The following is a 25,524-nucleotide window of genomic DNA, read 5'->3' as shown; positions in this document are numbered from 1 at the left end:
CGATCGGCTATCGCCGAACCCCGGCAATCGCGGCCACCAAGGGGGTGGCATCGAAACGGACCGGATCGGTGCACGGGAGCCCCGTTTCCCGGGCCGCCTCCTCGCAGGCCCGGCGCGCCGCCTCGTCGTCGAGGTCGTAGGTATTCATGGCGATCCCGATGACGCGCGAGGGATGCACGGAGCTCGCCATCGTCTCGTACAGCCGGACGTACTCGCTGAGCGGGGGGATGGCCAGCCACGCCTGGGGCCGGTAGTCGCCGATGAACTTCCGGCTGGCCTGATGGCAGAGGATCATTGCGTCCGGGCAGCTGCCGTGGAGCAGCCCGAGGGTCACCCCCGAGTAGCCGGGGTGGTTGATGCTCCCCTGCCCCTCCACCAGGACCACATCGGCGCCCTCGGCCCCCTGGAGGGTGATCCGCTCGGCGGCACCGGCGATGAAGTCGGCGACGACGGCGTCGACCGCGATCCCCCACCCCTCGATCATGATCCCAGTCTGCCCGGTGGCGACGAAGTTGGTACGGAGGCCCTGGGCCTTGAGCCCGTCCACCAGGCGCAGCTGCGCGGTCATCTTGCCGACGTTGCAGTCGGTGCCGACGGTGAGGATCCGGATCGCCTCGGTCGCCTTGGCCCGGCCCGACGCGACCGGGAGGTCGGCGGGCGGGCGCCGCAGATCTTCGATACGACGACCGTGGGTCCGAGCCGCCTCGGCGAGGAGCGGGTCGTCGCCGAGGAAGGTGTGGAGCCCGCTGACAATGTTGCAGCCGCCTTCGAGCGCCTCGCGCAGCCACGCGCGCCACTCCTCCGGGAGGCGGCCACCCACCGGCGCGATCCCGATCAGGATCGAGTTCGCGCCGAGGGCGAGTCCTTCGCGCATGGTGGCGATCACCGGAATGTCGCCACCCGCACCGAGGATGTCCTGTGACGTCTTGCCGGCGTGCTGCCGGTCGAGCACCGCGACCACCCGATCGGGTTGGAAGCGGATGATGGAGTTGGCCGTCTTCGACGTCAACGGTCCGAAATCGCCATCAGCCAGGATCAGGTGACGCAGTTCACTCACGATCCGCTGGACTCCGTGATGATGGTTTCGCCACCCTGGCCGAGTTGCTTCGGTGCCTCGGCCTTCGGGGCCGAGAGCATCCCCATCTTCGCCTTCAGCTCAAGCAACTGCTGGTCGGACGAACCGTGATACTCGAGCTGCTCGAATTCCTTCGCCAGCTTGTCGCCGGTGAACTCTTCCTGGAGCTCCGCGGCCGCGAGCGCCTTGCGCTCGTTGTTCTCGATCTTCTCCTGCATCCGCTCGAACGACTCGAATGCGCTCTTGTCGCCCATGCCGGAGAGCGTGTCCTGGATGCGCTGCTGGGCCTCGGCGCGCCGGGCGCGGGCCACCAGGATGTTCTTCTTCCGCTTCGCTTCCTCGATCTTCTCGTTGAGCTGCCGGAGCGAGCCCTTGAGCGAGTCGGTCTCCTGCTTGCTCTTGGCCCAGGTCTCGTGCAACTGCTGGGCACCCTGCAACGCCTCGTTGTAGCGCATCAGGGCCTGCTTGGCGAGGTCGTCGCGGCCTTCCTGCACCGCGAGCATCGCGCGACGCTCCCAGTCCTCGGCCTGCTTCTTCATCGCGATCGAATCGGCCTCAAGCTTCTTCTCGTCGGCGATCGCCTGGGCCACCTGCTGCCGTGCCTTGTCGAGCTGGCTGCGCATGTCCACGATCAACTGATTCAGCATCTTCTCGGGATTTTCGGCCCGGGAGATGAGGTCGTTGAGGTTGGAGCGGAGCATCGTGGCGAAACGGTCGAAGATCCCCATGGCGATTACCTCTCCCCGAACGCCGCGAGGGCGCCCACATGCGACGCGAGGGCAAGCGCGAGCGAATCGACGCTCGCCTCGAACTCGCTGAAGTCGAGATCGGACAGCAACAAGGCATCGGTCAGGACGACATGATCGCCCTCGACGCCATACGAACCGTGCACCAGCTCCCGCGCATTGAACTCGAGCAGGCGACGGCAGAGCTCGCCGGCCCGGACCGAATCGCTCGGCAACTGCATCACGCGGACGCGCAGCACCAGCACCGGCGGCGCGTAGTGGACGATCAGCTCGGCATCCTCGGCCGTGCGGACCAGCCACATATCCTCGGCGACCGACTCGACCGGCAAGTCGAGTCGATCGAGATAGGCCTGCACATCATCACGATTGGTCATCGGCGACTCCTCCAGCCCGGACACGCCGGGCAACGTCTGAAACGTAGTGCGGGCCCAAATGACCCGCCAATCACCCCGCCGCCACCTCACACCGTCGCCGGTGGTTCCTCGCGGCGCGCCAACAGCCGCTCCGAGAAGTCCTGCCGCTCCTCCAGCTCTGCCACCCGGGTCCGCAGTTCATCCAGTTCGGCGTAGAGCTCTTCCGGCAATTCCGCCGGGCCGGTGGCGTCCGGCAGTTCGCCGGAAATGCGCGCCGCCAGCGCCTTGCCGAGCGGGCCGCGGAGCACGAAGGCCCCGCCGCCGATCACGGCGAACCAGATCGGGACCGACACCGGACCGAGCACCATGGTGGCCTTCATCAAGCCACCGAAGACCGCCAACGCGGCGAGCGCAATCCACCCCCCGCTGCCGCCACCCCTGCGCTGCGGATCACGCCCCATGACGCGCCTCACCGATCCGCGGCTGTGCCAACAACCGCTCCGTGAATTCCATCCGCTCCTCGACCTCGGCGATCCGTGCGTACGCCTGCTCGACCTCGCCACTCGTGAGGCCGCGATGCTCGACCTCGGCGAGCCGCGACTCCAGCTCGGCCAGGCGGTTTGCGGTCGCGCCGTCGAGGCTGTTCCCTTCCAGCATGGAGGCGATCGCCTTGCCGACCGGCCCCTGGAAGAGCAGGAAGCCCATGCCGACCAGGCCGAACAACCCCACGACGAGGAATTCGAACCCCTTCCGCGCGGCCTCGTCGATCAGGTAGGCCATGAAGAGCATGCTGCTGCCGGCGAGAAAGAGGACCATCGCCATCGCCGCCAGACGCGAGAATCGATTCATCAGCTTCCCCCTTCGAGTCGCGGCTGGTCCGCGTGCTGCGCGAGCATCCGCTCGGTGAATTCCACCCGCTCCTCCATCTCGGCGAGGCGGCCGTAGGCGGCCTCGACCTCGCCGCTGGTGAGTCCACGTTCCTCGAGATGGACGATCCGTGACTCCAGTTCGGCGATCCGATCCGCATTGCCGCCGCTGATCCGGTCGGCGACCGCCTTCAGCACTGGCGAGATCGCCCACATGGCGGTGCATCCGATGCCACCCATGGCCAGCCAAAAGGAAAAAGCGCCGATGCCATCGCCCATCAGCGACCACCCTGTTCAGGCAGCCGGGCGGCCTCACTGCGCTGCGTCAGCATCCGTTCGGCGAAATCCATTCGGTCCTCGATCTCGTGCATCCGCGCCACCGACTGCTCCAGGTCCACGACCCGATCACGCAACGCCTGCACTTCGTCGAGCAGCATCGGATCCTGGCCGCGTTGTTCGATCCGCCGAGCCCAGGCGCGGACCAGCGGGTAGAAGACGATGCCGCCAACAATGATCAGCAAGGTCAGGACGGCCACCGGGGCGATCCACTCGGGTGGACCGCCACCCGCGATGATGACCTGGCCATCAGGAAAGGGCGGCGGCGTGGGCGGCGTCGGAACCTGGGGCATGAACATCACTGGCCTCCGCTCGCCGCGTCGGGGCGATCGCCCTTGGCGAGGAGGCGCTCGGTGAATTCCACCCGCTCGTGCAGCTCGTTCACCTCAAGACGCAGCCGGTCCAGCTCATCATACACGGCGGGGTCCGGCTCGAGAGCGGGGAGCGGCTGGGCACCGTGGCGGAGCCGGTCCGCGAAGGCCTTCCCGACCGGTGAAAAGGAGAGCACGATCATGGTGCCGCCGCCGAAGATGCAGAGGATCGCAATAATGTCTTCCACGGCCAGCCTCATCGAGAAAGGGAACGCCCCCTTGTACGGGGGGGCGTGCGGGAATGTTTCAGCCGGAAACAGCCACCCCGGTCAGCTGGTCGAGCCTTTCTTTGGCTTGAGCTGCACCAGCCGCGCCTTGGCCAGGCGCCTCCCGGTCGGCGTCGCCGCCAAGCCGCCGCCGGCCGTCTCGCGGTACCGCACGTCCATTTCACGGCCAATCTGCCCCATGGTGTCGATGACCTCATCCACCGGGATCGGGAACTCGACGCCGGCGAGGGCCATTTCGATCCCGGCCAGGGCCATCGCGGCGCCCGTGGCGTTCCGGTAGACGCAGGGGACTTCGACCAGTCCGCCGAGTGGATCACAGACCAGGCCGAGGGTCCCCTGCATCGTGAGGGCGACGGCGTGCATCGCCTGCCTGGGGGTACCGCCGAGCAACTCGACGCCCGCGCCTGCAGCCATCCCGGCGGCGGCGCCCGTCTCGGCCTGACACCCTCCCTCGGCGCCACTGAGCGACGCCCGCACGGCAACCACCGCCCCGATCAACCCGGCCGTGGCGAGCGCACGGACCATCGCCTCCTCGGAGACCGGATGGCGGCGCGCGATTCCCAGCAACGTCCCCGGCAGCACCCCGGCCCCGCCGGCGGTCGGCGCGGCCACGATGACGCCCATCGCCGCGTTGACTTCCTGCACCGCGAGCGCGGCCGCCAGGGCGTCGGTGAAGATCGTGTTGGCGAGCGGGCCCCGCGCGTTGGCGAGGCGGTGGGCATCGCCGCCGACGAGTCCGCTGACCGAGTGGAGGTCGCCGACCAGGCCGCGTTCCACGGCGTGCTGCATCACATGCAATGCACGGCGCAGCCCGGCCTCGACTTCCTCGCGTGTCCGCAGCCCGGTTTCCGCTTCGGTGCGGAGGGCGAGTTCGCCGAGCGAAATCCCCTGTTGTTCGGCGGCGTCGACCGCCTCCAGCAACACGTCGTACATCAGGCCACCCGCTCGATGATGCGCACGGTCTTCAGCGCCGTGAGCGCCTGAATCCTGGCCAACGCCTGGGCGGAGGGGGCGTGGTCGAGTTCGTAGATGTGAATGGCATCGCCACCGCGCTGGCGGCGGAAGACGCGCATCGTCGCCACGTTCACGGCGTCCTCAGCCAGCGCGTTGGCGACGCTGGCAACGCTGCCCGGCACGTCCTTCGCCACGGCCACGAGCGTCGTATAGGCGCCGGACACCTCGACGGGAAAGCCGTCGATCGCGGTGATCATGATGCGGCCGGCGCCGAGCGACGAACCGGTCAGGACGGCCGAGCGCTCGCCGCGGGTGACATGGATGCGGGTGGTGTTGGGATGATGGTCGCCGCGGAGCGTGGTGTTCTTGAACTCGACGATGAGCCCCACGGCTTTGGCGGCGTCGAGAGATTCGCGCAACCGCTCGTCATCGGGCTGGTAGCCCAACAGGCCGCCGGCGATGGCGCGATCAGTGCCATGTCCGACCCCGGTGCGGGCAAACGAGCCATGCAGTTCAACCAGCGCTTGGTCGGGCGTGCCGCCGACGAGCGCACGGGCGATCAGGCCGATGCGGCAGGCCCCCGCCGTGTGCGACGACGAGGGACCGACCATGACGGGACCGATGATGTCGAGCAGTGAGACCATGCAGTTCAGACCAACTCGGCAGAGAGAATGTCACCGAGGGAAATGCCGATCTCGGTGTCGTCATTGTGCTCGGGGCGCAGAAAGACCTCGTGGGCGGTGGGATGCAGGTCGACACTCGTCGGCACACCGTGCACCTCACGCTCGTCACGCAGCACGAGGCGGACGGACAGACCCTGCCCATTGGCCCAGCGCAACACCTCGATAATCGCGTCGATATCCATGACTGCCTCCGTGAAGGCGGGTTCCCGGAATCTAGCGCCGGACGCGACCGATCGGGTCAGGCGCCGCGCGGATCACCCGATGGGCCTCCGTCGCCCGCGCGGGGCAACTGCGGTGTTGCCGGCCGCGGCGCCCCGAAGATATCCTGCGACCGGATGGAGCCCTGGACGGCCTCGAGCATCGCCTCCAGTTCCTTCCGCGCCCGATTGAGTCCGTATCGGAAGGAGACGCGATACAGCCCGACCATGGCACCCCCGATGACGGCAAACGCCGCGAGCCCGATCGGCGCCGCCAGCAGGAACGCGCCCTTGGCCGCGGCCAGGCCGACCCCGACCGCGCCGCCCCCGCCGCCAAGGCCTGCGCCGAGCCAGAACCCCACCTTGGCATTCTTGGCGACGCCGCTTCGCAGGTCAGTCGTGATGGTGACTTCGCAGCGCCGCGGGTCCGTTGGATGCGCATGCAGCGTCACGCGCAATTGGTAGGCGTCGATGACGGAGAGATAGTAGCGCAACATGGAGAGGCGGGTTCCGCCGACATAATCGCCTGACGAGAGCGCGCGCACGCCGAATGTCAGCACCCCGCCATCGAGCGGATGCCCACCGACCGTGTCGCGGAAGAGCAGCTCCCAGGGATGCGCCGGAAAGATCTTGCCGATTGCCTCGAGCGTCTGCACCGGGGTCGCGTGCATGGTGCTGGTGACCTGCATCGAACGATCGCTCGTCCCGACGATGAAGGTCGCGAAGCGGTCGCGCCCCTCGCTGGCCACGATCGGAAGCGCACTCCCCGCGGCGTCCCCCGGCAACTCGGCGAGGGCCAACTGGACGAACTCGGAGCCGATCCCGGCCTCGACCGCGGCGGCCTCGACGTCCACCCGCCGATAGCCGCTGGTCGGCGCGGAGGACTGCACGCCGGTCGCGAAGGCCTCGGCCTGTGCCGAGCGGGCCTGGACGCGGCGTGCGGCATCGGCCTGCAACTGCGCGGCGCGCAACCAGATCGACTTCGCGGCCTCCTCGGTCAGGACCTCGTCGGGCACCGCGCTGGGCCCGCTCTGCGCCTGCTGGAGCGCCTGGGTCAGCGCCTCGGCGAGCGCCTCACCGGTGGCGTAACGCTCGGCCGGGTCCTTCCGCAGGCAGCGATCGACGACGAGCGCGAGCGGGCCCGGCACGCCGGGCGCCATCTCCGACAGCGCCGGCGCCGCGCGGGTCGCCTGCATCAGCAGCACAGCCGAGGCCTGCGGCGCGTCGAACGGCAGCCGGCCACTCAGGAGCTGGAAGGCGACGACACCAAGCGCGTACAGATCGCTGCGTCCATCGATTTCGGTGCCGGCCACCTGCTCGGGGCTCATGTAGTGCACCGACCCCATCACCATGCCGTCCGCCGTGAGCGCGGACGCCCGCACGTCCCGTGCGATGCCGAAGTCGGTCACCGTGACCCGCCCGGTGCCCCGCTCCAGCATGATGTTCTCCGGCTTCACATCGCGATGGACCACGCCGCGCGCGTGCGCGTAGGCGAGCGCCCAGGCCGCCTCGCGCAGGACGCGCACCGCCTCGGCGGGCGGCAGCGGCCCGCGCGCGGCGAGGCGCTCGGCGAGGGTCTCGCCGTCGACAAATCCCATGGCGAAGTACACCAGCTCGTCGGCGGTGTCGGCACGATAGATCGGGACGATGTTGGGATGAGAGAGCTGGGCGGCCGTCCGTGCCTCCCGGAGGAAGCGCTCGCGGATGGCGGGGTCCTTGGCGAGCTGCGGCGGCAGCAGCTTGATCGCGACCATCCGGTCGAGCGACAGCTCGCGGGCGAGAAAGACGATGCCCATGCCGCCCCGCCCGAGCTCGCGCTCGAGCGCGTACTGGGCGGCGAACCGTGGGCGAAGCTCGTCAAGCGTCAACTCGGTCACGGCCGCTCCAGGGGAGAGAAGGGTCGCATCGCCCGCGTGCCCCCTGAACGGAGAGCGCGTCGCGGGGGTTTCGCAGGGTGTTCGGTCCGGCTCAGCTGATGCCCAGCGTCCTCGCCAGGAAGCGGCCGGTGTGGGAACCCGGCACGCGTGCCACCTCCTCGGGCGTCCCGGTCGCCACGATGGTCCCGCCGCGCACACCGCCCTCCGGGCCGAGATCGACGACCCAATCCGAGGTCTTGATCACGTCGAGATTGTGCTCGATCACGACGACGCTGTTCCCCTTGTCGACCAGCCGGTGCAATACCTCGAGCAGCAGGCGCACGTCCTCGAAGTGCAGGCCGGTGGTCGGCTCGTCGAGGATATAGAGGGTACGACCCGTGTCCCGCTTCGCCAGTTCCGTCGCCAGCTTGACGCGCTGCGCCTCGCCGCCGGACAGAGTGGTCGCCGCCTGGCCGAGATGGAGGTAGCCGAGCCCCACGTCGTTGAGCAGCGAGAGCTTCTCGGCGATGCGGGTCTGCGCCGAGAAGAAGTCCATCGCGTCGGCCACGGTGAGCTCGAGGACGTCGGCGATGCTCTTCCCCTTGTAGCGGACCTCGAGCGTCTCGCGATTGTACCGCCGCCCCTTGCAGACCTCGCAGGGGACGTAGACGTCCGGCAGGAAGTGCATCTCGATCTTGACGAGGCCGTCGCCCTGGCACGCCTCGCAGCGACCGCCCTTCACGTTGAAGGAGAAGCGCCCGGGGCCGTAGCCGCGCATCTTCGCCTCGGGCAGCTGGGTGAAGAGCTCGCGGATCGGCGTGAAGAGCCCCGAGTACGTCGCCGGGTTCGACCGCGGCGTGCGCCCGATCGGCGACTGGTCGATGTCGATCACCTTGTCGAGTTGATCGAGCCCCTCGATGCGATCATGCGCGCCGGGCAACACCTTGGCGCGATAGAAGTGGCGCGCCAGCGTCTGGTAGAGGATGTCGGTCACCAGCGTCGACTTGCCGGAGCCGGAGACGCCGGTGATCGAGACGAAGCAGCCGAGCGGGATCTCGACGGTGAGCCCGCGCAGGTTGTTCTCGCGGGCATTGGTGATCTTCAGGCGTCGCGCGGGATCACGCGGCCGCCGCACCGCCGGCACCGGGATGCGAAGCTCGTTGCGGAGGTAGCGCGCAGTGAGCGAATCGGGGTGCGCGAGGATCTCCTCGATGGTGCCTTCGGCCACGACTTCGCCGCCGAACCGACCGGCGCGGGGCCCGAGGTCGATGACATGGTCCGCCGCGCGGATGGTGTCCTCGTCGTGCTCCACGACCAGCACGGTGTTGCCGAGGTCGCGCAGGCCGCGCAGCGTGTCGAGCAGTCGCTCGTTGTCGCGCTGATGCAGCCCGATGCTCGGCTCGTCGAGGATGTAGAGGACGCCGACGAGCCGCGAGCCGATCTGCGTGGCGAGCCGGATGCGCTGTGCCTCGCCGCCCGAGAGGGAGCCGGCGGAACGGCCGAGCGTGAGATACTCGAGGCCGACGTCGGCGAGGAAGCGGAGGCGCTCGATGACTTCCTTGAGGATCGGGCCGGCGATGTCGGGATCGACGGCCCCCGCCTTGCCGCGGCCCACGGGGATCCCTTCGAAGAAGGCGATCGCTCCGTCGACCGAAAGCGCCACGACGTCGCCAATGCCCTGCCCACCCACGAGGACGGCGAGCGACTCCGCCTTGAGTCGCTTCCCCCCGCAGACGATGCAGGGCCGCTCCACCATGTAGCCCTCGAGGTCGGTCCGCACCGAGTCGCTGGAGGACTCGCGCCAGCGGCGGCCGACATTGGCGAGGATGCCCTCCCACTCGCCCTCGGTCTCCTTGCTGCGCCCGCCGTCCGCCACCCAGGTGATCTTCTTCCCCGGCGCGCCCTCGAGCAGGACCTTGCGGACGGCAGCCGAGAGATCTCCCCACGCGCTGTTCAGATCGAACTTGTAGACCCGGGCGAGCGTCGGCAGCACCACCTTGCGGAGATAGCCGGTCGGTTCGCCCCACGGGAGCACGACGCCCTCGAGGATCGAGATGCTGGCGTCGCCGAGCACCAGTTCGGCGTTCGGCACGCGCGAGGTCCCCACGCCGTGACACTCGGCGCACGCGCCGAAGGGCGAATTGAACGAGAACTGCCGCGGCTCGAGCTCCGGCAGCGAGAGGCCGCACGTCGGGCAGGCGAAGCGTTCACTGAAGAGCCGCGACTCCTGCGCCGTCGGCTTGGTGCTGTGTCGCACGATTTCGACCACGCCATCCGCCACGCGGAGCGCCGTCTCGATCGAGTCGACCAGCCGCGAGCGATCGCTCTCGCGGACCACCAGCCGATCGACGACGACGGCGATGTCGTGGTTCTGCCGCCGATTGAGCGTGGGTACCGCCGTGAGATCGTACGTCTCGCCGTCGACGCGCACGCGCGCATAGCCCTGCTTCTGCAGGTCCTCGATCAGGTCGCGGAATTCGCCCTTGCGCCCACGCACCATGGGGCCGAGCACTTCGATCCGCGTCCCCTCGGGCCAGCCGAGAATCGTGTCGCCGATCTGGCCCGCCGAGGAGCGCGTGATCGGGGTGCCGTCGTTCGGACAATGCGGCACACCGGCACGCGCCCAGAGCAGCCGCATGTAGTCGTACACTTCGGTGACGGTGCCGACAGTCGAGCGCGGATTCTGCCCGGTGGTCTTCTGCTCGATCGAGATGGCCGGCGAGAGCCCTTCGATGGCGTCGACGTCCGGCTTCTCCATGAGCCCGAGGAACTGGCGCGCGTACGCCGACAGCGATTCGACGTAGCGACGCTGCCCCTCGGCATAGATGGTGTCGAAGGCCAGCGATGACTTCCCCGACCCCGACAGGCCGGTGATGACCGTCAGCGCGTTCCGCGGAATGCGGACCGTGACGTTCTTCAGATTGTGCTCTCGTGCCCCGCGAACGATCAGGAACTCTTCAGCCATAGCCCGGAACCATAAGGTGGAACGGGAAGGAGGAGCAACGCGCGCCTCCGGGGCGGTGGCCCACGGCTTGCCCCATATTCCCCGAATGCAACTGTATCGCCCCTCTCCCCGCGCCTGGGCCGCCATCGCCATCCTCGTCGCCTGGGGAGGCGCCTTGGCGTGGATGGGGGCGCGCCGACTCACCCAGACCGAAGCCTCCGTCCTCAGCACCGAGGCGGCGCTGCGACTGGCCCCAGGGGCGACCTGGTTCGCTCTCTATAGCGGCGACACCCAGATCGGGCAGGCGGGTATCACGGTGGATACCCTCTCGCCGGGCTATCAGATCCTTGAAACGTTCGCGATCGAAACGCCGGCCGATTCTGGCGTCTTGCGAGCCACGCTGTACCGGATGACCAAAGTCTCACCGGCGCTGGGAGTGCTCTCGGTCGTCTCGCGGACGGCCCGCGAGGGCGTGCGGTCGGCATGGGCGGCGGCGGTGGGCGACGGCCGGTTCAGTGTGGCGCGGGAGGGGACACTCGCCGCCGACGGCGGGCTGGCCATCGCGGTGGCGCCGACGACGACCTCCATTCTGCCCTACCGCCTGGCACTGACCGGCGGCCTGGCCCCGGAACGGCACCGGACCTTGCCAGGGTATGTCGGCTGGCCAGGTTCCCTGATGCCGATCGAGATGACGACCGGGCGCGACTCGATGGCCGTCTTCGCGGACAGCGCCGTACTCGACCCCGCATCCGGCCAGCTGGTGGAGGCCCACCGAGATTCCGCGCGCGTCCGCGCCGTCCTCATCCGGGCCGACGGCCCGGCCGAGCGGTGGTGGATCGACACGCGCGGCCGTGGCGGGAATTGAGACCGCCTTCGGGCTCTCGTGGCGCCGCACCGACTTCGATCTGGCGGCGAGTGCCTTGCGCAATCGCAGTGCGTCGCGAGCCGTTCGCCTGCAGGCGCTCCTCCCGCGGGTCTCCCGGTTGGCGGCACCCGACACAGGAGCGGCACCGAGGCGCTACGTCCTGTCGCGGCGCGATGGCCGGCGGCTCGACCCCGCGTTGCTCCTGCCGCTCTCGAGTGGCCGCCAGCAGCTCACCGGCGACACCCTCTCGGTCATGACCGAATGGACCGCCCCGGTCGGCACGCGCGGCGAGGTGCTGCCGCGCGATCCGCTCGCCCTCGACTCGCTGCCGGCGGTCCGCGACTTCGTCTCCCGAGCGCTGGGCCCCACGCCGCTGGTGGATCGCGAACTGCGCATCGGTCGGCTCGTGGCGGCGATTACCGCGCGCGTCACTCTGGACACCTCGACGACCGCCGCCGTGGACGCTGGTGCCGCCCTCGCGACCCGCCGTGCGCAGGCCGAGGGGATGGCACGGCTCTTCGTGGCCGCGGCCACGGCTGCCGGACTCGAGGCCCGACTCGCGATCGGATTCCGGCCCGACGCGGACGGCTTCGCCTCGCATGCCTGGGCCGAGGTTCGCGACCAGGGCAGCTGGACCGCCGTCGATCCGGCGTTCGGGCGCCGCCACGCCGGCTCCTCGCTCATCCGCCTGGGCAGCAGCGGGTCGACGGAGCCGTGGCAGCTGCTGATCCGTGTGCTCCAGCTTCGCATCACCGTGGTTCCCGACTCCCAGGAGGTTCCGTGATTCGTCTGCGCGGCGTGACCAAGCGCTACGGCAGCTTCGAGGCCGTGCGCGGCATCGATCTCGACATCGAGCGCGGCGAGCTCTTCGGCCTCCTGGGCCCGAACGGCGCGGGCAAGACGACGACGATGCGAATGATCGCGGGCATCCTGGCGCCGACCGGCGGCACCATCGAGGTGGGCGGCGAGGACATCCTCCGCCACCCGATGCGGGCCAAGGCGAAGCTCGGCTTCATCCCGGATCGACCGTTCGTCTACGACAAGTTGACCGGCGCGGAGTTCCTTCGCTTCACGGCCGCGCTCTTCGGCCAGGATGGCGCCGAGCTCGAGGGACGGATCGACGAGCTCCTGGGCATCTTCGACCTGACCCCGTGGAAGCACGAACTGACCGAGTCGTACAGCCACGGGATGCGACAGAAGCTGATCATCGCCAGCGCGCTGGTGCACCGTCCCGAGGTCATCGTGGTCGACGAGCCGATGATCGGCCTCGACCCGAAGAGCGCGAAGCTGCTGAAGACGCTCTTCCGCCGCTACACCGACCTGGGCGGCACCGTGCTCATGAGCACGCACACGATGGAGATCATCGAAGGGCTCTGCGATCGGGTCGGGATCATCTCGGCGGGCAAGCTGGTGGCGTGCGGGACGGTCGAGGAGCTTCGGCGGGAGGCCGCCTCCGACGGCGCCGGGATGGAGGAACTCTTCCTGCGGCTGACCGGCGAACATGTGGACCACGACCTTGACGCGCTCCTCACCTAAGCCGACCGGGCCCCAGCCCGGCCTCGTCACGCTCACGTCACCCAAGTGGCGGAGCGCGCTGGCGCGGATGCGCACCCGGCCCGAGGGCGTCAGCCGGTGGCGCGGTGTGCTGCTGGCGATTGCCGGCGTGCTCTTCCTTGCGGTGGCGTACGGGATCTCGTATCGCGCCGTGAAGTACTTCAAGGATGTGCCGGAGATCGGGCCGCTGCTCGCCGGCAAGTTGCTCGGGATGGCGTTCCTGGCCTTCCTCTCGATCCTGCTGCTCTCGAACCTCGTCTCCGCGTTGTCGACCTTCTTCCTGGCGCGCGACCTCGACATGCTCGTCGCCGCACCGCTCGACTGGGGGCGCTTCTACCTCGCCAAACTGGGCGAGACGGTGGTGCATTCGTCGTGGATGGTGGTGCTGCTGGCGGTGCCGCTGCTGGCCGCGTACGCCGTCGTCTGGGACGGCGGGCTGCTCTTTCCGCTGGTCGCGATCGCGGCGCTGGTGCCGCTCCTGGTGATCCCCGGTGTCATCGGGGCCGCCACGACCCTGCTCCTGGTCAACATCTTTCCGGCGCGCCGCGCGCGCGACATCCTCGGCCTGGTCTCGCTGCTGACGGCCGGCGCGCTGGTGGTGATGCTCCGCGTCATGCGTCCCGAGCAACTGGCGCGCCCCGAGGGCTTCCAGAATCTGGTCGACTTCCTCGCGGTGCTGCGCTCGCCTTCGCATCCGCTGCTGCCGAGCGGCTGGGCGAGCGGCATGGTGATGAACTGGCTGACGCGGGTCAGTGATCCGCTGCCGATCCTGCTGCTGTGGACGACCGCGGGGGCGTTCGTGGTGATGGGGGCGGCACTGCATCGTCGCCTGTACGTGCAGGGCTTCGCGCGGGCACAGGAAGGCGCCGACCAGTTTGTCCGGGGCAACCGCTGGGACGGCGTTCTGCGGCGCCTCTTTGTCGGCCTGCCGCCGATGCGACGGGAGTTCATCCTCAAGGACCTGCGCACCTTCTTCCGCGACTCGACGCAGTGGAGCCAGCTGATCCTGCTCGGCGTGCTGGTCCTGGTCTACCTCTTCAACATCCAGGCACTGCCGCTCTTCACCGGCGAAAAGGTGCCGGTGTTGCTGGTAACGCTCATCGCGTTTCTCAATCAGGGGCTGGCTGGCTTCGTCATTGCGGCCATCGCGGCGCGCTTCATCTTCCCCGCCGTCTCGCTCGAGGGGCGGCAGATGTGGCTGCTGCGTTCCTCGCCCCTGGATCCGCTCGCGATGCTGCGCAGCAAGTACTTCGTCGGCGTGGTCCCACTGCTGGTGCTGGCGGTGGGGCTGACGCTCTCGACCAACACGCTGCTCCGGGCCTCCCCCTTCATGATGCTGGTCTCGGTGGCCACGGTGGTCGGGTACACGCTCGCCATCGGCGGACTCGCCCTGGGTGTCGGCACGCTCTTTCCGCAGTACGACACGGAGAACGCCGCGCAGATTCCGACGTCCTTCGGCGGACTGGTGTTCATGCTCCTCGCCGTGGCGTTGTTGGGGGTGGTGATCACGCTGGAGGCGATTCCGGTGGTGGAGCAACTCCGCGCCGCGGCCGCCGGGGAGGAGACCGGCGTGAGCGCGGGTGGGTGGCTGGCATTCGCCGCCGCCGCCGCGTGCTGCGTCGTCGCCGGCTGGCTCCCGATGCGACTCGCCCTGCGGCGGCTCGAACAGCTCGAGGTCTGATCGCACGAAGCCGCCCCGTCTCGCACCGTTCGGCCACTCGGCACGCGGCCTCCCTCCACGATCGTGACGACCGCGATTCGGCACTCCGCCGGATCGCGGTCTGTCCTTTGGTCCCAGGAGGACCCGATGTCACGTCGTCTGCTCTGCTGCACCGCCTTCCTCGTCGGCCTGGCCGCCTGCCACGGGGAGGAGGCCCCCTCCCCCACTGGCGTCGCGTCCGCGCCGACCACCGCAGCGGTCGAGGCCTCGCCGCGCGAACGTCTCGCGCTGCGTCTCGCCGTCGCGCTCAACGACCCCGCCACCCGTGCAGCGCTCAAGCGGAAGCTCGACGCCTCGCACGCGCCCGAGGGGAAGCTCCAGTTCCAGGCACTCGCCCGCGCCGATCAGGGGCTCCTGCTCGCCTCGCTCGCGCGGGGCAACGCCACCTCGGTTGCCGACCTGCTCGGTGACCTCGATGCGGCACGGCCCCTTGAGGTGTACCTGCCGGTCGAGTCCCACCGCCGTGCCTGGCAGGGCGAGGCCACCTTGCTGGTCGCCACCATCGGCCGGGACGGTGAGGCACCGGTCGCCTACGATCTCGCGGGCCATCGTCGGGTCTTGAGCGCCGACACGCCGCCCTCGGTCCCGGTCCTCGCGCTCGTCCCGCAGGAGACCGACTTCACCGGGGGACGCCCCCTCATGGCGGCTTCGTGCTACGACCTCTGTGGCTCGACGAGCACCGGCGCAACGAGCAACCTCTCGTCGACCGCTGGCCTCTATCTCACGACGTCGCACTTCGAGGATTCGTTCGAAAGCTGGCTGAAGGGAAAGCCCGAGTACGAGTATCACGTCTACGGACTGGTGGCGGGGAGCGAGGCGGAACAGTTGTCGTGCACCGGGGAGCATGCCGGGGGCTATTCGACGTTCGACCAGAATGGCCCGGACTGGAGCGGCTCCGCGATGCTGCTCTCCGAGCAGGAACGGCAGCGCTACGCGGCGGCGCATCCGGGCGCGCCGATTCGCATCGTCGCCTACGAGGACGACGACGAGGCGTGCGTGCCACGGATCGATGGCAATCGCGTCACGCAACTGCTCTCGGCGGTCGATGCCGCCTACAAGAGCGTGACGAGCGGGAAGGTGGAGCCGTGGTATGTGAAGGGAGTCCGCGCGGCGCCGTCGCTCTTCAACCTCTACAGCGCGGTCCGCAACGTCATCACGACGGGCGACGACCTGATCGGCAACGCGGTCGAGACGTCGGTGGCGGGGTGGGTGCCTGGTGGAGCCAACTGGGTGCTCAAGTCGGACGGCACCCGAACCTATGGCTGGTTCGGGACCGCCTACCGCCCCTAGGCGCTAGACCGCCTGCGGGGCACCGCAACTGCCGCAGAAGCGCCCGCCGGGCACCCGGCGGGCGCCGCAGCTGCCACAGAATCCGCCCTGCGTCACGATGCGCTGCGTGAGCAGTGCCTCGACCGGGTCGGCATGGCTGGGTGCACTGACCACCGTGGACGGGCCATCGAGGAGCTCAAGCGCCCGGCTGGAGTAGCGCGCGTGCAGTTCGGCGTAATCCTCATCCGACAGCTTCCCGGTGGCGCGGTCGAACTCGATCTCCTTCAACGCCAGGAGCGCCTGACCGCGCGGCGTTTCTTCCGGATCGATCGGCTCCAGGATGGGCGCCGTCTCCACGCCGGGGGCGATCAGCGGTTGCGCCACCAGCCAGAAGAGGGCGAAGCCGACGAGCACCATCGCCACCAATTGGGCCACCGTGTCCTGATTCACGAATCCACCTCGTCGAGCGCGCGCTTCAGTCGGGCCAGGGCGTCCGCATCCGGAGCCATCGGGGACGCGCCCCCCGCGGCGGCCACGGCGACGACCTCGCGTCGCCGCGAGAGGTACGCAGCCAGAGCGAGGCCAGCGGCCAGCATCCCCAGACCGGGCACGAGGTAACCGGCGAGGTTGAAGCCTTGGGCGGCCGGCGCCATCAGCATCTTCTCCCCTTCCCGGTCGATGAAGAAGCGAACGACTTCTTCCGGCGTCTTCCCTTCCTGCACCAACGCCACCACTTCCTTGTGCAGCGCCGGGGAATAGGTGCAGGTGAAGTCGGTCGTGCGGCAGGTGTAGATGTCGAGGGTGCAGCCGCAGGTGCACTTGAGCTGCCGCTCGATCGCGATGATCCCGGCATCGTTGTCGATCGCGGTCACCGTGTCGCGACGCTGGCCGACACCGTCCGGATCGCGGAGCAGGTCGCCCCGCACGGTGCCGGTATCCTGCGGGGCCACGCGACTCGTGTCCTGCGCGGCGAGCGGTCGGAGCACCGCGCTCCCCACCGAGACCACGGCGATGCCGAGGAAGTGCCGCCGCGAACTGCTCATTCCGCGACTCCGGCGAGCGGCACGGTGTAGCCTGCCTGGATCGACGCGCGTTGACGCGCCGTCTTCACCTGCGGACCACCCGGCCACATCGTGAGCAGACCGCCGAACACCAGGATCCCGCCGCCGATCCAGAACCAGCTCACCAGCGGATTGATCAGCAGCGAGAAGGAGGCGCGCTCGGTCCCATCCGGCGATCCGGCGTAGACCACGTAGACATCTTCGAGCAGGTCGGAGCGGATGCCGACCTCGGTCGAGGGTTCGAAGGTCGGATTGCCGAACGAGTCGACATGCTGACGCTTTTCGGACTTGATCGTCCCCATCCGCACGCCGTCCTTGGCGACCTCGAGTGTCGCCGCGGAGACCCGTCGGTTCAGCGCCTCGTACTGTGAGACGCCGAGGTGGGTGAAGGTCCAGGTGTGGCCGTACGCCGACTTGAGCGTGGCCTTCTGGCCCGGCTGCAGGTCGACCGTGGTCTTGGTCGCAAAGGCGAGACCGGTGAAGGCGACGAAGTAGACCATGATCGCCACGTGGACAACGTAGCCGCCGTACCGGCGCCGGTTGCGGGCCACCAGCCGCATCAGCGCGACCGGAGCGCCCTCGGCGTGCATCGTCATCCGCGCACGGATGCCGCGACCGAATTCCTGGATGACCGTCACCAGGGCGAAGGCGGAGACCGAGAGCGACATCAGCGCCCAGGGCGAGCGGAGCCCGCCCGCCAGCAGCGCCCCGAGGGCGATGATCCCGCCGAGCATCGGCGCGATGAACTGCCGACGGAGGTTGGCCGTCGAGGCCTTGCGCCAGGCGATCAACGGTCCGACGCCGGTGAGGAAGAGCAGGAAGATCCCGAGCGGGATGTTCACGCGATTGAAGAAGGGCGGACCGACGGTGATCTTCGTCCCGCGCACCGCCTCGGAGAGAATCGTGAAGAGCGTGCCCCAGAGCACCGAGAACGCGATCCCGACCAGCGCGAGGTTGTTGTAGAGGAAGGCGCCTTCGCGGCTGACCATCGACTCGAGTTGCGCCTCGGGGTGCAGCAACGGCCAGCGGGTGTAGAGCAGCGTGAACGAGAGGATCGCCGCCACCATCAGGAAGCCGAGGAAGAAGTAGCCCACGGCGGACTGGGTGAAGGAGTGCACCGACGCGATCACCCCCGAGCGGGTGATGAAGGTGCCGAAGATCGTCAGCAGAAACGTGCCGACGATCAGCCCCATGTTCCAGCGCTTGAGCATGCCGCGCTTTTCCTGGATCATCACCGAGTGCAGGAACGCGGTGAGGGTCAGCCACGGCAACAGCGAGGCGTTCTCGACCGGATCCCACGCCCAGACGCCGCCCCAGCCGAGTTCGACGTACGCCCACCACATGCCGATGGTGATGCCGACCGACAGGAAGAGCCACGAGGTGAGGGCCCACTTCCGCATCGCCACGATCCAGCCGGCATCGAGCTGCTTCGCGAGCAGGGCGGCCATCGCGAAGGCGAACGGAATCGTGAGCGAGATGTAGCCGAGGTAGAGCATCGGGGGATGGATGATCATCCCCGGGTTTTGCAGCTGCGGGTTGAGGCCACGGCCGTCAGGCGGCGTGAAGGCAAGCCGCTCGAACGGATTGGCGCCGCCAAAGAGCATCACCAGCACGAAAAACACCGTGGTGATGTTCGCGATGCCCGCGACGTACGGCAGCATCGCCTTGAAGCGTTGCGACGTGAGCGCCTGCGCCAGCGCGCCGAAGACCGACAGCACCACCGCCCAGAAGAGGAGCGATCCCTTCTGCCCTGCCCAGAACGCCGAGATGAGGTAGTACTCGGGGAGGTTCCGCGACGTGTAGGCGGCGACGTACTCGATGTTGAAGTCGTGCGTGAAGATCCCCTTCCACAGCGCGACGGCCGCGACGAGGAGGGCGGCACAGAGGGCGTAACTGCTGCGCGTGATGGCGGTCGCGAGCGCCGGCCGATCTTCCCACTTGCCGAAAAACGCCAAAGCCGCACCCCAGGCACCCACCAGTACGGCGGCCCAGAGTGCGAACTGTCCCAGGTAGGTCATCTGGCCCCGCTCAGGTGGTTTTGTTCTTCGCCATCTCGTCCCACTGCGCTTCGTAGCGGGACCCGCACTTGGCAACGAGGACGGTCGCGTGGAAGGTGCCGTCGCGTCCGAACTTTCCCTCGGCGACGACCTCGATTTCGTTCTTGTCGGTGAAGGTATCCGGCACCAGGCCGGTGTAGGTCACCGGGAACGACTGCGTCCCGTCGCTGATCGTGAAGTCGACCCGTTGTGCCGCGGGATCGCGCTTGATCGATCCCTGCACCACCTTCGCACTCACCTTGACGCCGACGTCGTGCAGCGAGGGATCCTCCGCCGCCTTCGCGACCAGCTGCGACGGCGTGAGGAAGTAGGTCCCCGTCTGCTTCACGCCTTCGATCATCAGGAGCGAAACGACGGCGACGATGGCAACGCTGCCGAGTGCGAACTTGGTGCTGGGCTTCATGGTGTGACGCTCCCCAAGGAGATGGGCAAATATACCCCGGAATAGATGAAAAGGGGTCCGCCGAGCTGGAACGGGGATGATCGATGATCGACCATCGATCATCGGACCTCGATCATCGATCCTGGGCCCAGTGGAGGACCGCCCCGACCGCCCGTCGCCACTCCGCCCGCCGCTCCGCCCGCCAATGGCCTGTCGCCCGGGGTTCGAAGATTGTCCCCCCGCCCAGCTCGGCAGCCGAGGGGAGCGAGCCCCCAATGCCCTGCGCCGCCAGCCGAGCCGCGCCGTAGGCGGTGAGTTCGACGGCCGCTGGCCGCTCGATCGGGACGCCGAGCAGGTCGGCCTGCACCTGCATCAGCCAGTCGTTGGCCGCCGCGCCGCCATCGACCCGCAACGCGCTGACCCCGCCCATCGCCTCGACCAGGTCGACCGTCTGGTGCGCCACCGACTCGAGGGTGGCGCGGACCAGGTGGGCCTTGGTCGTCCCGCGGGTCAGCCCGGTCACCATCCCCCGCGCGTCGGCGTTCCAGTACGGGGCGCCGAGGCCAGTGAAGGCAGGGACCACCACCACTCCTCCAGTATCGGTCACAGTCGCCGCCAAGGCAGCCGATTCGCTTGGCTTGCCGAGGAGCCCCAGGCCATCCCGCAGCCACTGCACCGCCGCGCCCGCGACAAAGACGCTCCCCTCGAGCGCCCAGGCGCGCTCGCCGGCGGCACCCACCGCGATGGTCGCGAGCACCCCGGGCGCAGGCGGCTGGGCGCCGTCGGTCCCGACGAAGCGGAGCAGGAAGGCCCCGGTGCCGTAGGTGATCTTCGCGCTGCCGGCGGTGACGCACCCCTGGCCAAAGAGGGCCGCCTGTTGATCGCCCGCCAATCCGGCGATGGGCAGCTCGCGCCCGAACCACTCCGCCTGCGCCATCCCCACGACGCCAGACGATGGCACGATGGTGGGCAAGATCCCGACGGGGACGCCGAAGAGGTCGAGGAGGGTGGTGTCCCACTCGCCGGTCGCGAGCGACGCCAGCATGGTCCGCGAACTGTTGGTCGGATCGGAGACGTGCACGCCCCCCGTGAGTCGCACGACCAACCAGCTCTCGACGGTCCCGACCCGAAGGCTCCCTCCTCGGCACGCGCGCGCAGCGCAGGGTCACGCAGGAGCCACTCCAGCTTGGTCGCCGAGAAGTAGGGATCGAGCACCAGTCCGGTGCGGGCGCGGATCTCGGCTTCGTGCCCCGCCGCCCGAAGCTCGGCGCAGCGTGCGGCCGTGCGTCGATCCTGCCAGACGATGGCCCGGCCGATCGGCTCGAGCGTCGCGTGGTCCCAGAGGACGAGTGTCTCGCGTTGGTTGGTGATGCCAATCGCGTCGACCGCGACCCCGGCGATGGACAGCGCCTCGCGCCCAGCCGCCACGGTCGCGTGGAAGAGCAGCGTGGGGTCGTGCTCGACTTCCCTGGGGCCGGAAAGTGCTGAGGGATCTCCCGGGTCGCCCGGCCCAGAATGCGGCCATCCGGACCCACCACGAGCGCGGTGGAGCTGGTGGTGCCTTGGTCGAGGGCGAGGATGAACGGGATGGGCGCTCCGGGAGTCGGAGGATCACGAGTCTGGTGACCAGTGACCTGTGACCAGTGACCGGTTATTGGGACGGGTTACGGCTAAACCAAGCGGAGAATGGAGTTACTGGAAACCCCCGGGTTACTGGTCACCGGTCACAGGTCACGCGATACCACGCGACCCCTCACCCCCAACCCCCTCCCCCCTTATCTTTCCGCGATGCCTTACACCACCCTCCTGACCGCCCAGGACGCCGACGGAATCGTCGTTGCCACCATCAATCGCCCCGACAAGCTCAACGCCCTGAATGACGCCGTGATCACCGATCTGGCGGCGCTGGCGACGTGGGCACGTGCCGACGATGCCGTGCGCGCCGTGGTGCTGACGGGTGCTGGCGAAAAGGCGTTTGTTGCGGGGGCGGATATCGCCGAGATCGCCCAGACCGATGCGGCCTCGGGCGAGCGACTCTCGGCGAAGGGCCATGCGGCGTTCCGGGCGCTCGAAACACTCGGCAAGCCGGTGATCGCGGCGATCAACGGCTTCGCCCTTGGCGGCGGGTGCGAACTCGCCATGGCGTGCCACATCCGCTACGCGTCGCCGAACGCGAAGTTCGGCCAGCCGGAAGTGAAGCTGGGGTTGATCCCCGGCTATGGCGGCACCGTGCGGCTGCCGCGTCTCGTGGGGCGGGGGCGCGCGCTTGAGCTCCTCCTGAGCAGCGCCATGATCGACGCCGCCGAGGCGCATCGCATCGGCTTGGTGAACAAGGTGGTGCCGCTGGAGTCGCTCGTGGAGGATGCCAAGGCCCTCGCGCGCACCATCCTGCAGATGGGGCCGATGGCAGTGCGCCTCGTGCTGGAATCGGTGGACGCGGCGCTCGACCTGCCCCTCGACGCGGCCCTCGCCCACGAGGCGGTGCAGTTCGGCGTGGCATGCGGCAGCGACGAGAAGCGCGAGGGGACGACGGCGTTTCTGGAGAAGCGGCCGGCGCAGTTTCGCGGCCAGTAGGCATGCGCGCGGCCACGCTGCTGGTGCGGAGCTTCCGCAACCTGGCGGATGCCGAGTTGACGCTCCCCGCCGAGGGGGTCGCGCTGGTCGGGCCGAATGGCCACGGGAAGACCAACCTGCTTGAAGCGTTGGCCTATCCGGTCCTCTTCCGCTCGATCCGCGGCGCAGCCGATCGCGAGTTGGCGCAGTTCGGTGGCCCCGGCTTCCACGTGACGGTGGCGCTGTCGGACGGGCCGGTGATCGCGACGACGTGGGCCACGGCGACGCGTCGGAAGCGAATCACGATCGATGGCGAGGAGATGGCAGGGCGCGCTGCCGCGCTCGGGCGCTGGCTGGCCGTGGCGTTTCTGCCGACCGATCTCGCGTTGGTGCAGGGTGGTGCGGGCGAACGCCGGCGCTGGCTGGATCGGATGCTCTCGCTCGCGTCGCGACCGTATCTTGAGTCGCTGTTGCGCTACCGTGCCGCGTTGGCCCAACGGAACGCAGCATTGCGCCAGGGCGATGCCACCTCGGCGGGGGCCTTCGATGGCGCGCTGGCCCGCGAAGGTGCTGCCGTGATCGCGGCCCGGCTGGCGTGGAGCGACGAGGCGGCGGAGCCGTGGGCCGAGGAGCTCGCCGCGCTCGGCGAGGCGGCCCCGGTGGCGCTGCGATATCGGACGGATCACGCGCTGGCCGAGGCCGATGCGTGGCCCACGCGACTGGCGGCCTCGCGCACGCGGGACCTGGCACGAGGCCAGAGCCACGTCGGGCCGCATCGTGACGATCTCGTCTTCTCGCTCGGCGGGCACGCGCTGCGTGACTACGGCTCGACCGGCCAGCAGCGCTCCGCCGCGATCGCCCTGCGCTTTCTCGAGCAGGAAACGCTGGCCGCCCGACGCGGGGTGCGCCCCGCCCTGCTGGTGGACGATGTCTTCGCGGAGCTCGACGATGATCGGCAGCGGCGTCTGGCAGAACGGCTGGTGCACCGCCCCGGGCAGCGGATCGTGACCGCCCCGCGCCTCGAGGAATTGCCGCGGCAACTGGCGTTGCCCCGCTGGCAGGTGACCGATGGCGTAGTGACGCCGCTGGAGCGCCCGGCGTGAATCGACCGAAGGCACCGACGCCGTTCGCGAAGGCGCTTGAGCAGTGGCTCGCGGGGTCGGGACTGGGAAAACGTCTCGACCTGGCCACCGCGGTCGATGACTGGCCGGAGCGGGTCGGCCCGCAGATCGCGGCGGTCACGCAAGCGGTCTCGGTCACCCCCGACGGGACGCTGATGGTACGAGTCGCCACGCCGGCGTGGGCGACCGAGCTGGGCCTGATGACACCGCGGATCCTGGCGCGCCTGAATGGCTCGCGCAGCGGCCGCGTGCAACACATTCGCTGGATGGTCGGTCCCCTGGACCGGCCCTGATCGCTCTCGAGCGCGAGGACGCATGGCCAACAACGACACGAACGACCCGGACAAGAAGGGTTACGCCGCCGACAGCATCACGGTCCTCAAGGGGCTGGAGGCGGTACGCAAGCGGCCGGGCATGTACATCGGCTCCACCGGCGAGAACGGGTTGCACCACCTCGTCTACGAAGTCGTGGACAACTCGATCGACGAGGCGCTGGCGGGGTACTGCGACAAGATCGATGTCACCATCCATCGGGACAATTCGATCACCGTCGCCGACAATGGTCGCGGCATCCCGGTGGACATTCACCCCACCGAGGGGATCCCGGGCGTTGAGCTCGCGCTGACGGTGCTGCATGCCGGCGGCAAGTTCGACAAGAATTCCTACAAGGTCTCGGGCGGCCTGCACGGCGTCGGCGTGTCGGTCGTCAACGCCCTCTCGGAATCGCTCGTCGTCACGGTCGATCGCGGCGGCGCGCGGCACCAGATGTCGTTCGTGCGCGGCCAGACGAAGCAGAAGCTCAGCGTGATCGGCATGGCCCCGGGTACCGGGACCACCGTGCACTTCAAGCCGGACCCCGAGATCTTTTCGGTGCTCGAGTATTCGTGGCGCACGCTCGAGGACCGGTTGCGGCAGCTCGCCTTCCTCAACGGCGGCATCGGCATCACGCTGACGGACGAGCGCGACGAGACCCCGCGGAGCGAGACCTTCCTCTACAAGGGCGGCCTGGTCGAGTTCGTCACGTGGCTCAACCGCTCCAAGAAGGTGCTCCACCCGAAGCCGGTCCACTTCTCGGCGACCCGCGACGACGTCGATGTCGACTGCGCGCTGCAGTACGAGGACGGCTACAACGAGAACACCTTCACCTTCGTGAACAACATCAACACCCACGAGGGCGGCACCCACCTCACCGGCTTCCGCTCGGCGCTCACGCGGACCGTCAACGAGGTGGTGAAGAAGTCGAACGCGCTCAAGAAGGAAGGCTTCACGCTGAGCGGCGAGGACGCCCGCGAGGGGCTCACCTGTGTGCTGCACGTCAAGGTGCGCGAGCCGCAGTTCGAAGGGCAGACCAAGACCAAGCTCGGCAACGGCGAGGTCGAGGGGATCGTCCGCGCCATCGTCAACGAGCATCTGGCGCAGTTCCTCGACGAGAACCCGTCGGTCGGCCGCGCCATCATCGACAAGGCGGTCTCGGCCGCACGCGCCCGCGAAGCGGCGCGGAAGGCGCGCGAACTGGTCCGCAAGAAGACCGGCCTCGAGAACGCGGTGCTCCCGGGCAAGCTCGCGGACTGCTCCAGCGACGACCCGGCGCTCTGCGAGATCTACCTGGTCGAGGGCGACTCGGCCGGCGGCTCGGCCAAGCAGGGGCGCAACCGCTCCTTCCAGGCGATCCTCCCGCTGCGCGGCAAGATCCTCAACGTCGAGCGCGCGCGCATCGACCGGATCCTCGGCAACGAGGAAATCCGCTCGATGATCACCGCCATCGGCGCCGGCGTCCGCGAGGACTTCGACATCGCGAAGGTGCGCTACCAGAAGATCATCCTGATGACCGACGCCGACGTCGACGGCGCGCACATCCGGACGCTGCTGCTGACCTTCTTCTTCCGGCAGATGCCGGAGCTGATCGAGGCCGGCTACATCTTCATCGCCCAGCCGCCCCTCTATCGCGTCGCCCGCGGCCGCGAGGAGTACTACGCCTACACGGAAGAGGAGCGCAGCGAGTTCCAGCGTCGCCTCGCCGAAGGCGGCAAGGGGAACGTCGGCGTCCAGCGCTACAAGGGCCTCGGCGAAATGAACCCCGAGCAGCTCTGGAAGACCACGATGGATCCGGTCACTCGCACGGTCCTCCGCGTCACCCTGCAGGATGCCGTCGAGGCCTCGAAGCTCTTCGATGAACTGATGGGCGACAACGTCGAACCGCGCCGGCAGTTCATCGAGGCGAATGCGAAGTATGTGAGCGTCTTGGACGTGTAGCGGAGCTCGAGAAGCGAGAAGCGAGAAGCGTGGTGCGACGGGGAAATCTCTCCGTGACACCACGCTTCTCGCTTCTCGCTT

General features: G+C 68.7%; 26 protein-coding genes and 1 pseudogene. 9 read left to right on the top strand and 18 right to left on the bottom strand.

Annotated elements, in window-relative coordinates; translation table 11 throughout:
• Positions 1-7 precede the first annotated feature (7 nt).
• The 13 genes from IPG05_03130 to uvrA all read right to left on the bottom strand — a co-directional run bounded on the left by IPG05_03130 (position 8) and on the right by uvrA (position 10,629).
• Positions 8-1,060: a DUF1611 domain-containing protein gene (locus IPG05_03130; protein ID MBK6494088.1), complete on the bottom strand. Its 1,053-nt coding sequence runs from the start codon at positions 1,058-1,060 to the stop codon at positions 8-10.
• Positions 1,054-1,803, bottom strand: coding sequence for a PspA/IM30 family protein (locus tag IPG05_03125; GenBank protein ID MBK6494087.1), 750 nt, complete (start codon positions 1,801-1,803; stop codon positions 1,054-1,056). Before IPG05_03125 ends, IPG05_03130 begins: the two co-directional genes overlap by 7 nt.
• A 5-nt stretch (positions 1,804-1,808) precedes the next feature.
• Positions 1,809-2,195 carry a hypothetical protein gene (locus IPG05_03120; protein ID MBK6494086.1) on the bottom strand — a complete coding sequence of 129 codons (387 nt, stop codon included), beginning with the start codon at positions 2,193-2,195 and terminating at the stop codon, positions 1,809-1,811.
• An 86-nt stretch (positions 2,196-2,281) separates the two neighbouring features.
• Positions 2,282-2,635 carry a hypothetical protein gene (locus IPG05_03115; protein MBK6494085.1) on the bottom strand — a complete coding sequence of 118 codons (354 nt, stop codon included), beginning with the start codon at positions 2,633-2,635 and terminating at the stop codon, positions 2,282-2,284.
• Positions 2,625-3,023, bottom strand: a complete 399-nt coding sequence (locus IPG05_03110) for a hypothetical protein (GenBank protein ID MBK6494084.1) — start codon at positions 3,021-3,023, stop codon at positions 2,625-2,627. The genes IPG05_03115 and IPG05_03110 overlap by 11 nt, the downstream gene beginning before the upstream one ends.
• Positions 3,023-3,319, bottom strand: a complete 297-nt coding sequence (locus IPG05_03105; GenBank protein MBK6494083.1) for a hypothetical protein — start codon at positions 3,317-3,319, stop codon at positions 3,023-3,025. The genes IPG05_03110 and IPG05_03105 overlap by 1 nt, the downstream gene beginning before the upstream one ends.
• On the bottom strand, positions 3,319-3,675 hold the full coding sequence (locus IPG05_03100; GenBank protein MBK6494082.1) for a hypothetical protein: 357 nt from the start codon (positions 3,673-3,675) through the stop codon (positions 3,319-3,321). Before IPG05_03100 ends, IPG05_03105 begins: the two co-directional genes overlap by 1 nt.
• Positions 3,675-3,947 (bottom strand): hypothetical protein, encoded by a 273-nt coding sequence (locus IPG05_03095; GenBank protein MBK6494081.1) that lies wholly within the window; start codon positions 3,945-3,947, stop codon positions 3,675-3,677. The genes IPG05_03100 and IPG05_03095 overlap by 1 nt, the downstream gene beginning before the upstream one ends.
• 69 nt (positions 3,948-4,016) lie before the next feature.
• Positions 4,017-4,907: an L-serine ammonia-lyase, iron-sulfur-dependent, subunit alpha gene (gene sdaAA, locus IPG05_03090; protein MBK6494080.1), complete on the bottom strand. Its 891-nt coding sequence runs from the start codon at positions 4,905-4,907 to the stop codon at positions 4,017-4,019.
• Entirely contained in the window at positions 4,907-5,572 is a 666-nt protein-coding gene (gene sdaAB, locus IPG05_03085) for an L-serine ammonia-lyase, iron-sulfur-dependent, subunit beta (protein ID MBK6494079.1), read from the bottom strand. Before sdaAB ends, sdaAA begins: the two co-directional genes overlap by 1 nt.
• A 5-nt stretch (positions 5,573-5,577) precedes the next feature.
• Positions 5,578-5,793, bottom strand: a complete 216-nt coding sequence (locus tag IPG05_03080; GenBank protein MBK6494078.1) for a hypothetical protein — start codon at positions 5,791-5,793, stop codon at positions 5,578-5,580.
• Between the two features lie 56 nt (positions 5,794-5,849).
• Positions 5,850-7,685 (bottom strand): serine/threonine protein kinase, encoded by a 1,836-nt coding sequence (locus IPG05_03075; GenBank protein ID MBK6494077.1) that lies wholly within the window; start codon positions 7,683-7,685, stop codon positions 5,850-5,852.
• A 91-nt stretch (positions 7,686-7,776) separates the two neighbouring features.
• Complete coding sequence (gene uvrA, locus IPG05_03070) at positions 7,777-10,629, bottom strand: excinuclease ABC subunit UvrA (GenBank protein ID MBK6494076.1); 2,853 nt, start codon at positions 10,627-10,629, stop codon at positions 7,777-7,779.
• 85 nt (positions 10,630-10,714) lie between these two features.
• Between uvrA and IPG05_03065 the strand changes: the two genes are divergently transcribed.
• The 5 genes from IPG05_03065 (at position 10,715) to IPG05_03045 (ending at position 16,037) form a co-directional block, all read left to right on the top strand.
• Complete coding sequence (locus IPG05_03065) at positions 10,715-11,473, top strand: hypothetical protein (protein MBK6494075.1); 759 nt, start codon at positions 10,715-10,717, stop codon at positions 11,471-11,473.
• A gap of 253 nt (positions 11,474-11,726) precedes the next feature.
• The gene (locus IPG05_03060; GenBank protein MBK6494074.1) at positions 11,727-12,257 is read left to right on the top strand and encodes a transglutaminase domain-containing protein; all 531 of its coding nucleotides are present in this window, start codon (positions 11,727-11,729) and stop codon (positions 12,255-12,257) included.
• On the top strand, positions 12,254-13,009 hold the full coding sequence (locus IPG05_03055) for an ABC transporter ATP-binding protein (GenBank protein ID MBK6494073.1): 756 nt from the start codon (positions 12,254-12,256) through the stop codon (positions 13,007-13,009). Before IPG05_03060 ends, IPG05_03055 begins: the two co-directional genes overlap by 4 nt.
• Positions 12,975-14,708 carry a hypothetical protein gene (locus IPG05_03050; GenBank protein MBK6494072.1) on the top strand — a complete coding sequence of 578 codons (1,734 nt, stop codon included), beginning with the start codon at positions 12,975-12,977 and terminating at the stop codon, positions 14,706-14,708. The genes IPG05_03055 and IPG05_03050 overlap by 35 nt, the downstream gene beginning before the upstream one ends.
• Positions 14,709-14,834: 126 nt before the next feature.
• Positions 14,835-16,037 (top strand): hypothetical protein, encoded by a 1,203-nt coding sequence (locus IPG05_03045; protein MBK6494071.1) that lies wholly within the window; start codon positions 14,835-14,837, stop codon positions 16,035-16,037.
• Between the two features lie 3 nt (positions 16,038-16,040).
• Here IPG05_03045 and IPG05_03040 read toward each other — a convergent pair whose 3' ends face one another.
• The 5 genes and pseudogenes from IPG05_03040 to glpK form a co-directional block, all read right to left on the bottom strand.
• Entirely contained in the window at positions 16,041-16,466 is a 426-nt protein-coding gene (locus IPG05_03040; GenBank protein ID MBK6494070.1) for a zinc ribbon domain-containing protein, read from the bottom strand.
• A complete protein-coding gene (locus tag IPG05_03035; protein ID MBK6494069.1) occupies positions 16,463-17,059 on the bottom strand; it encodes a cytochrome c-type biogenesis protein CcmH in 597 nt (198 codons plus the stop codon). Before IPG05_03035 ends, IPG05_03040 begins: the two co-directional genes overlap by 4 nt.
• Positions 17,056-19,095, bottom strand: coding sequence for a heme lyase CcmF/NrfE family subunit (locus IPG05_03030; GenBank protein ID MBK6494068.1), 2,040 nt, complete (start codon positions 19,093-19,095; stop codon positions 17,056-17,058). Before IPG05_03030 ends, IPG05_03035 begins: the two co-directional genes overlap by 4 nt.
• A 10-nt stretch (positions 19,096-19,105) precedes the next feature.
• A complete protein-coding gene (locus IPG05_03025) occupies positions 19,106-19,537 on the bottom strand; it encodes a cytochrome c maturation protein CcmE (GenBank protein ID MBK6494067.1) in 432 nt (143 codons plus the stop codon).
• A gap of 112 nt (positions 19,538-19,649) precedes the next feature.
• Positions 19,650-21,105 (bottom strand): annotated as a pseudogene (glpK, locus tag IPG05_03020) (glycerol kinase GlpK).
• Positions 21,106-21,304: 199 nt separating this feature from the next.
• Here glpK and IPG05_03015 point away from each other — a divergent pair.
• From IPG05_03015 to gyrB, 4 genes are read left to right on the top strand one after another with little or no spacing between them, the layout of a single operon-like run.
• A complete protein-coding gene (locus IPG05_03015) occupies positions 21,305-22,090 on the top strand; it encodes an enoyl-CoA hydratase/isomerase family protein (protein ID MBK6494066.1) in 786 nt (261 codons plus the stop codon).
• A 2-nt stretch (positions 22,091-22,092) separates the two neighbouring features.
• Entirely contained in the window at positions 22,093-23,172 is a 1,080-nt protein-coding gene (recF, locus tag IPG05_03010; GenBank protein ID MBK6494065.1) for a DNA replication and repair protein RecF, read from the top strand.
• Entirely contained in the window at positions 23,169-23,483 is a 315-nt protein-coding gene (locus tag IPG05_03005; protein MBK6494064.1) for a DUF721 domain-containing protein, read from the top strand. Before recF ends, IPG05_03005 begins: the two co-directional genes overlap by 4 nt.
• Before the next feature lie 22 nt (positions 23,484-23,505).
• Positions 23,506-25,443: a DNA topoisomerase (ATP-hydrolyzing) subunit B gene (gene gyrB / locus IPG05_03000; protein ID MBK6494063.1), complete on the top strand. Its 1,938-nt coding sequence runs from the start codon at positions 23,506-23,508 to the stop codon at positions 25,441-25,443.
• The last annotated feature ends 81 nt before the right edge of the window (positions 25,444-25,524 follow it).

This window comes from Gemmatimonadota bacterium (assembly GCA_016704275.1).
Lineage (GTDB): Bacteria > Gemmatimonadota > Gemmatimonadetes > Gemmatimonadales > GWC2-71-9 > Palsa-1233.
The sequence above is the reverse complement of the archived record's forward strand: the minus strand, read 5'-3'. Positions and strand labels throughout refer to the sequence as shown.

Bases quoted from the DNA above. Each gene is read 5' to 3' on its own strand.
- IPG05_03125 (MBK6494087.1), bottom strand. From the start codon at position 1,803: ATGGGGATCTTCGACCGTTTCGCCACGATGCTCCGCTCCAACCTCAAC.
- IPG05_03120 (MBK6494086.1), bottom strand. From the start codon at position 2,195: ATGACCAATCGTGATGATGTGCAGGCCTATCTCGATCGACTCGACTTG.
- IPG05_03115 (MBK6494085.1), bottom strand. From the start codon at position 2,635: ATGGGGCGTGATCCGCAGCGCAGGGGTGGCGGCAGCGGGGGGTGGATT.
- IPG05_03110 (MBK6494084.1), bottom strand. From the start codon at position 3,023: ATGAATCGATTCTCGCGTCTGGCGGCGATGGCGATGGTCCTCTTTCTC.
- IPG05_03105 (MBK6494083.1), bottom strand. From the start codon at position 3,319: ATGGGCGATGGCATCGGCGCTTTTTCCTTTTGGCTGGCCATGGGTGGC.
- IPG05_03100 (MBK6494082.1), bottom strand. From the start codon at position 3,675: ATGTTCATGCCCCAGGTTCCGACGCCGCCCACGCCGCCGCCCTTTCCT.
- IPG05_03095 (MBK6494081.1), bottom strand. From the start codon at position 3,947: ATGAGGCTGGCCGTGGAAGACATTATTGCGATCCTCTGCATCTTCGGC.
- sdaAA (MBK6494080.1), bottom strand. From the start codon at position 4,907: ATGTACGACGTGTTGCTGGAGGCGGTCGACGCCGCCGAACAACAGGGG.
- sdaAB (MBK6494079.1), bottom strand. From the start codon at position 5,572: ATGGTCTCACTGCTCGACATCATCGGTCCCGTCATGGTCGGTCCCTCG.
- IPG05_03080 (MBK6494078.1), bottom strand. From the start codon at position 5,793: ATGGATATCGACGCGATTATCGAGGTGTTGCGCTGGGCCAATGGGCAG.
- uvrA (MBK6494076.1), bottom strand. From the start codon at position 10,629: ATGGCTGAAGAGTTCCTGATCGTTCGCGGGGCACGAGAGCACAATCTG.
- IPG05_03065 (MBK6494075.1), top strand. From the start codon at position 10,715: ATGCAACTGTATCGCCCCTCTCCCCGCGCCTGGGCCGCCATCGCCATC.
- IPG05_03060 (MBK6494074.1), top strand. From the start codon at position 11,727: ATGACCGAATGGACCGCCCCGGTCGGCACGCGCGGCGAGGTGCTGCCG.
- IPG05_03050 (MBK6494072.1), top strand. From the start codon at position 12,975: ATGTGGACCACGACCTTGACGCGCTCCTCACCTAAGCCGACCGGGCCC.
- IPG05_03045 (MBK6494071.1), top strand. From the start codon at position 14,835: ATGTCACGTCGTCTGCTCTGCTGCACCGCCTTCCTCGTCGGCCTGGCC.
- IPG05_03035 (MBK6494069.1), bottom strand. From the start codon at position 17,059: ATGAGCAGTTCGCGGCGGCACTTCCTCGGCATCGCCGTGGTCTCGGTG.
- IPG05_03030 (MBK6494068.1), bottom strand. From the start codon at position 19,095: ATGACCTACCTGGGACAGTTCGCACTCTGGGCCGCCGTACTGGTGGGT.
- IPG05_03025 (MBK6494067.1), bottom strand. From the start codon at position 19,537: ATGAAGCCCAGCACCAAGTTCGCACTCGGCAGCGTTGCCATCGTCGCC.
- IPG05_03015 (MBK6494066.1), top strand. From the start codon at position 21,305: ATGCCTTACACCACCCTCCTGACCGCCCAGGACGCCGACGGAATCGTC.
- recF (MBK6494065.1), top strand. From the start codon at position 22,093: ATGCGCGCGGCCACGCTGCTGGTGCGGAGCTTCCGCAACCTGGCGGAT.
- gyrB (MBK6494063.1), top strand. From the start codon at position 23,506: ATGGCCAACAACGACACGAACGACCCGGACAAGAAGGGTTACGCCGCC.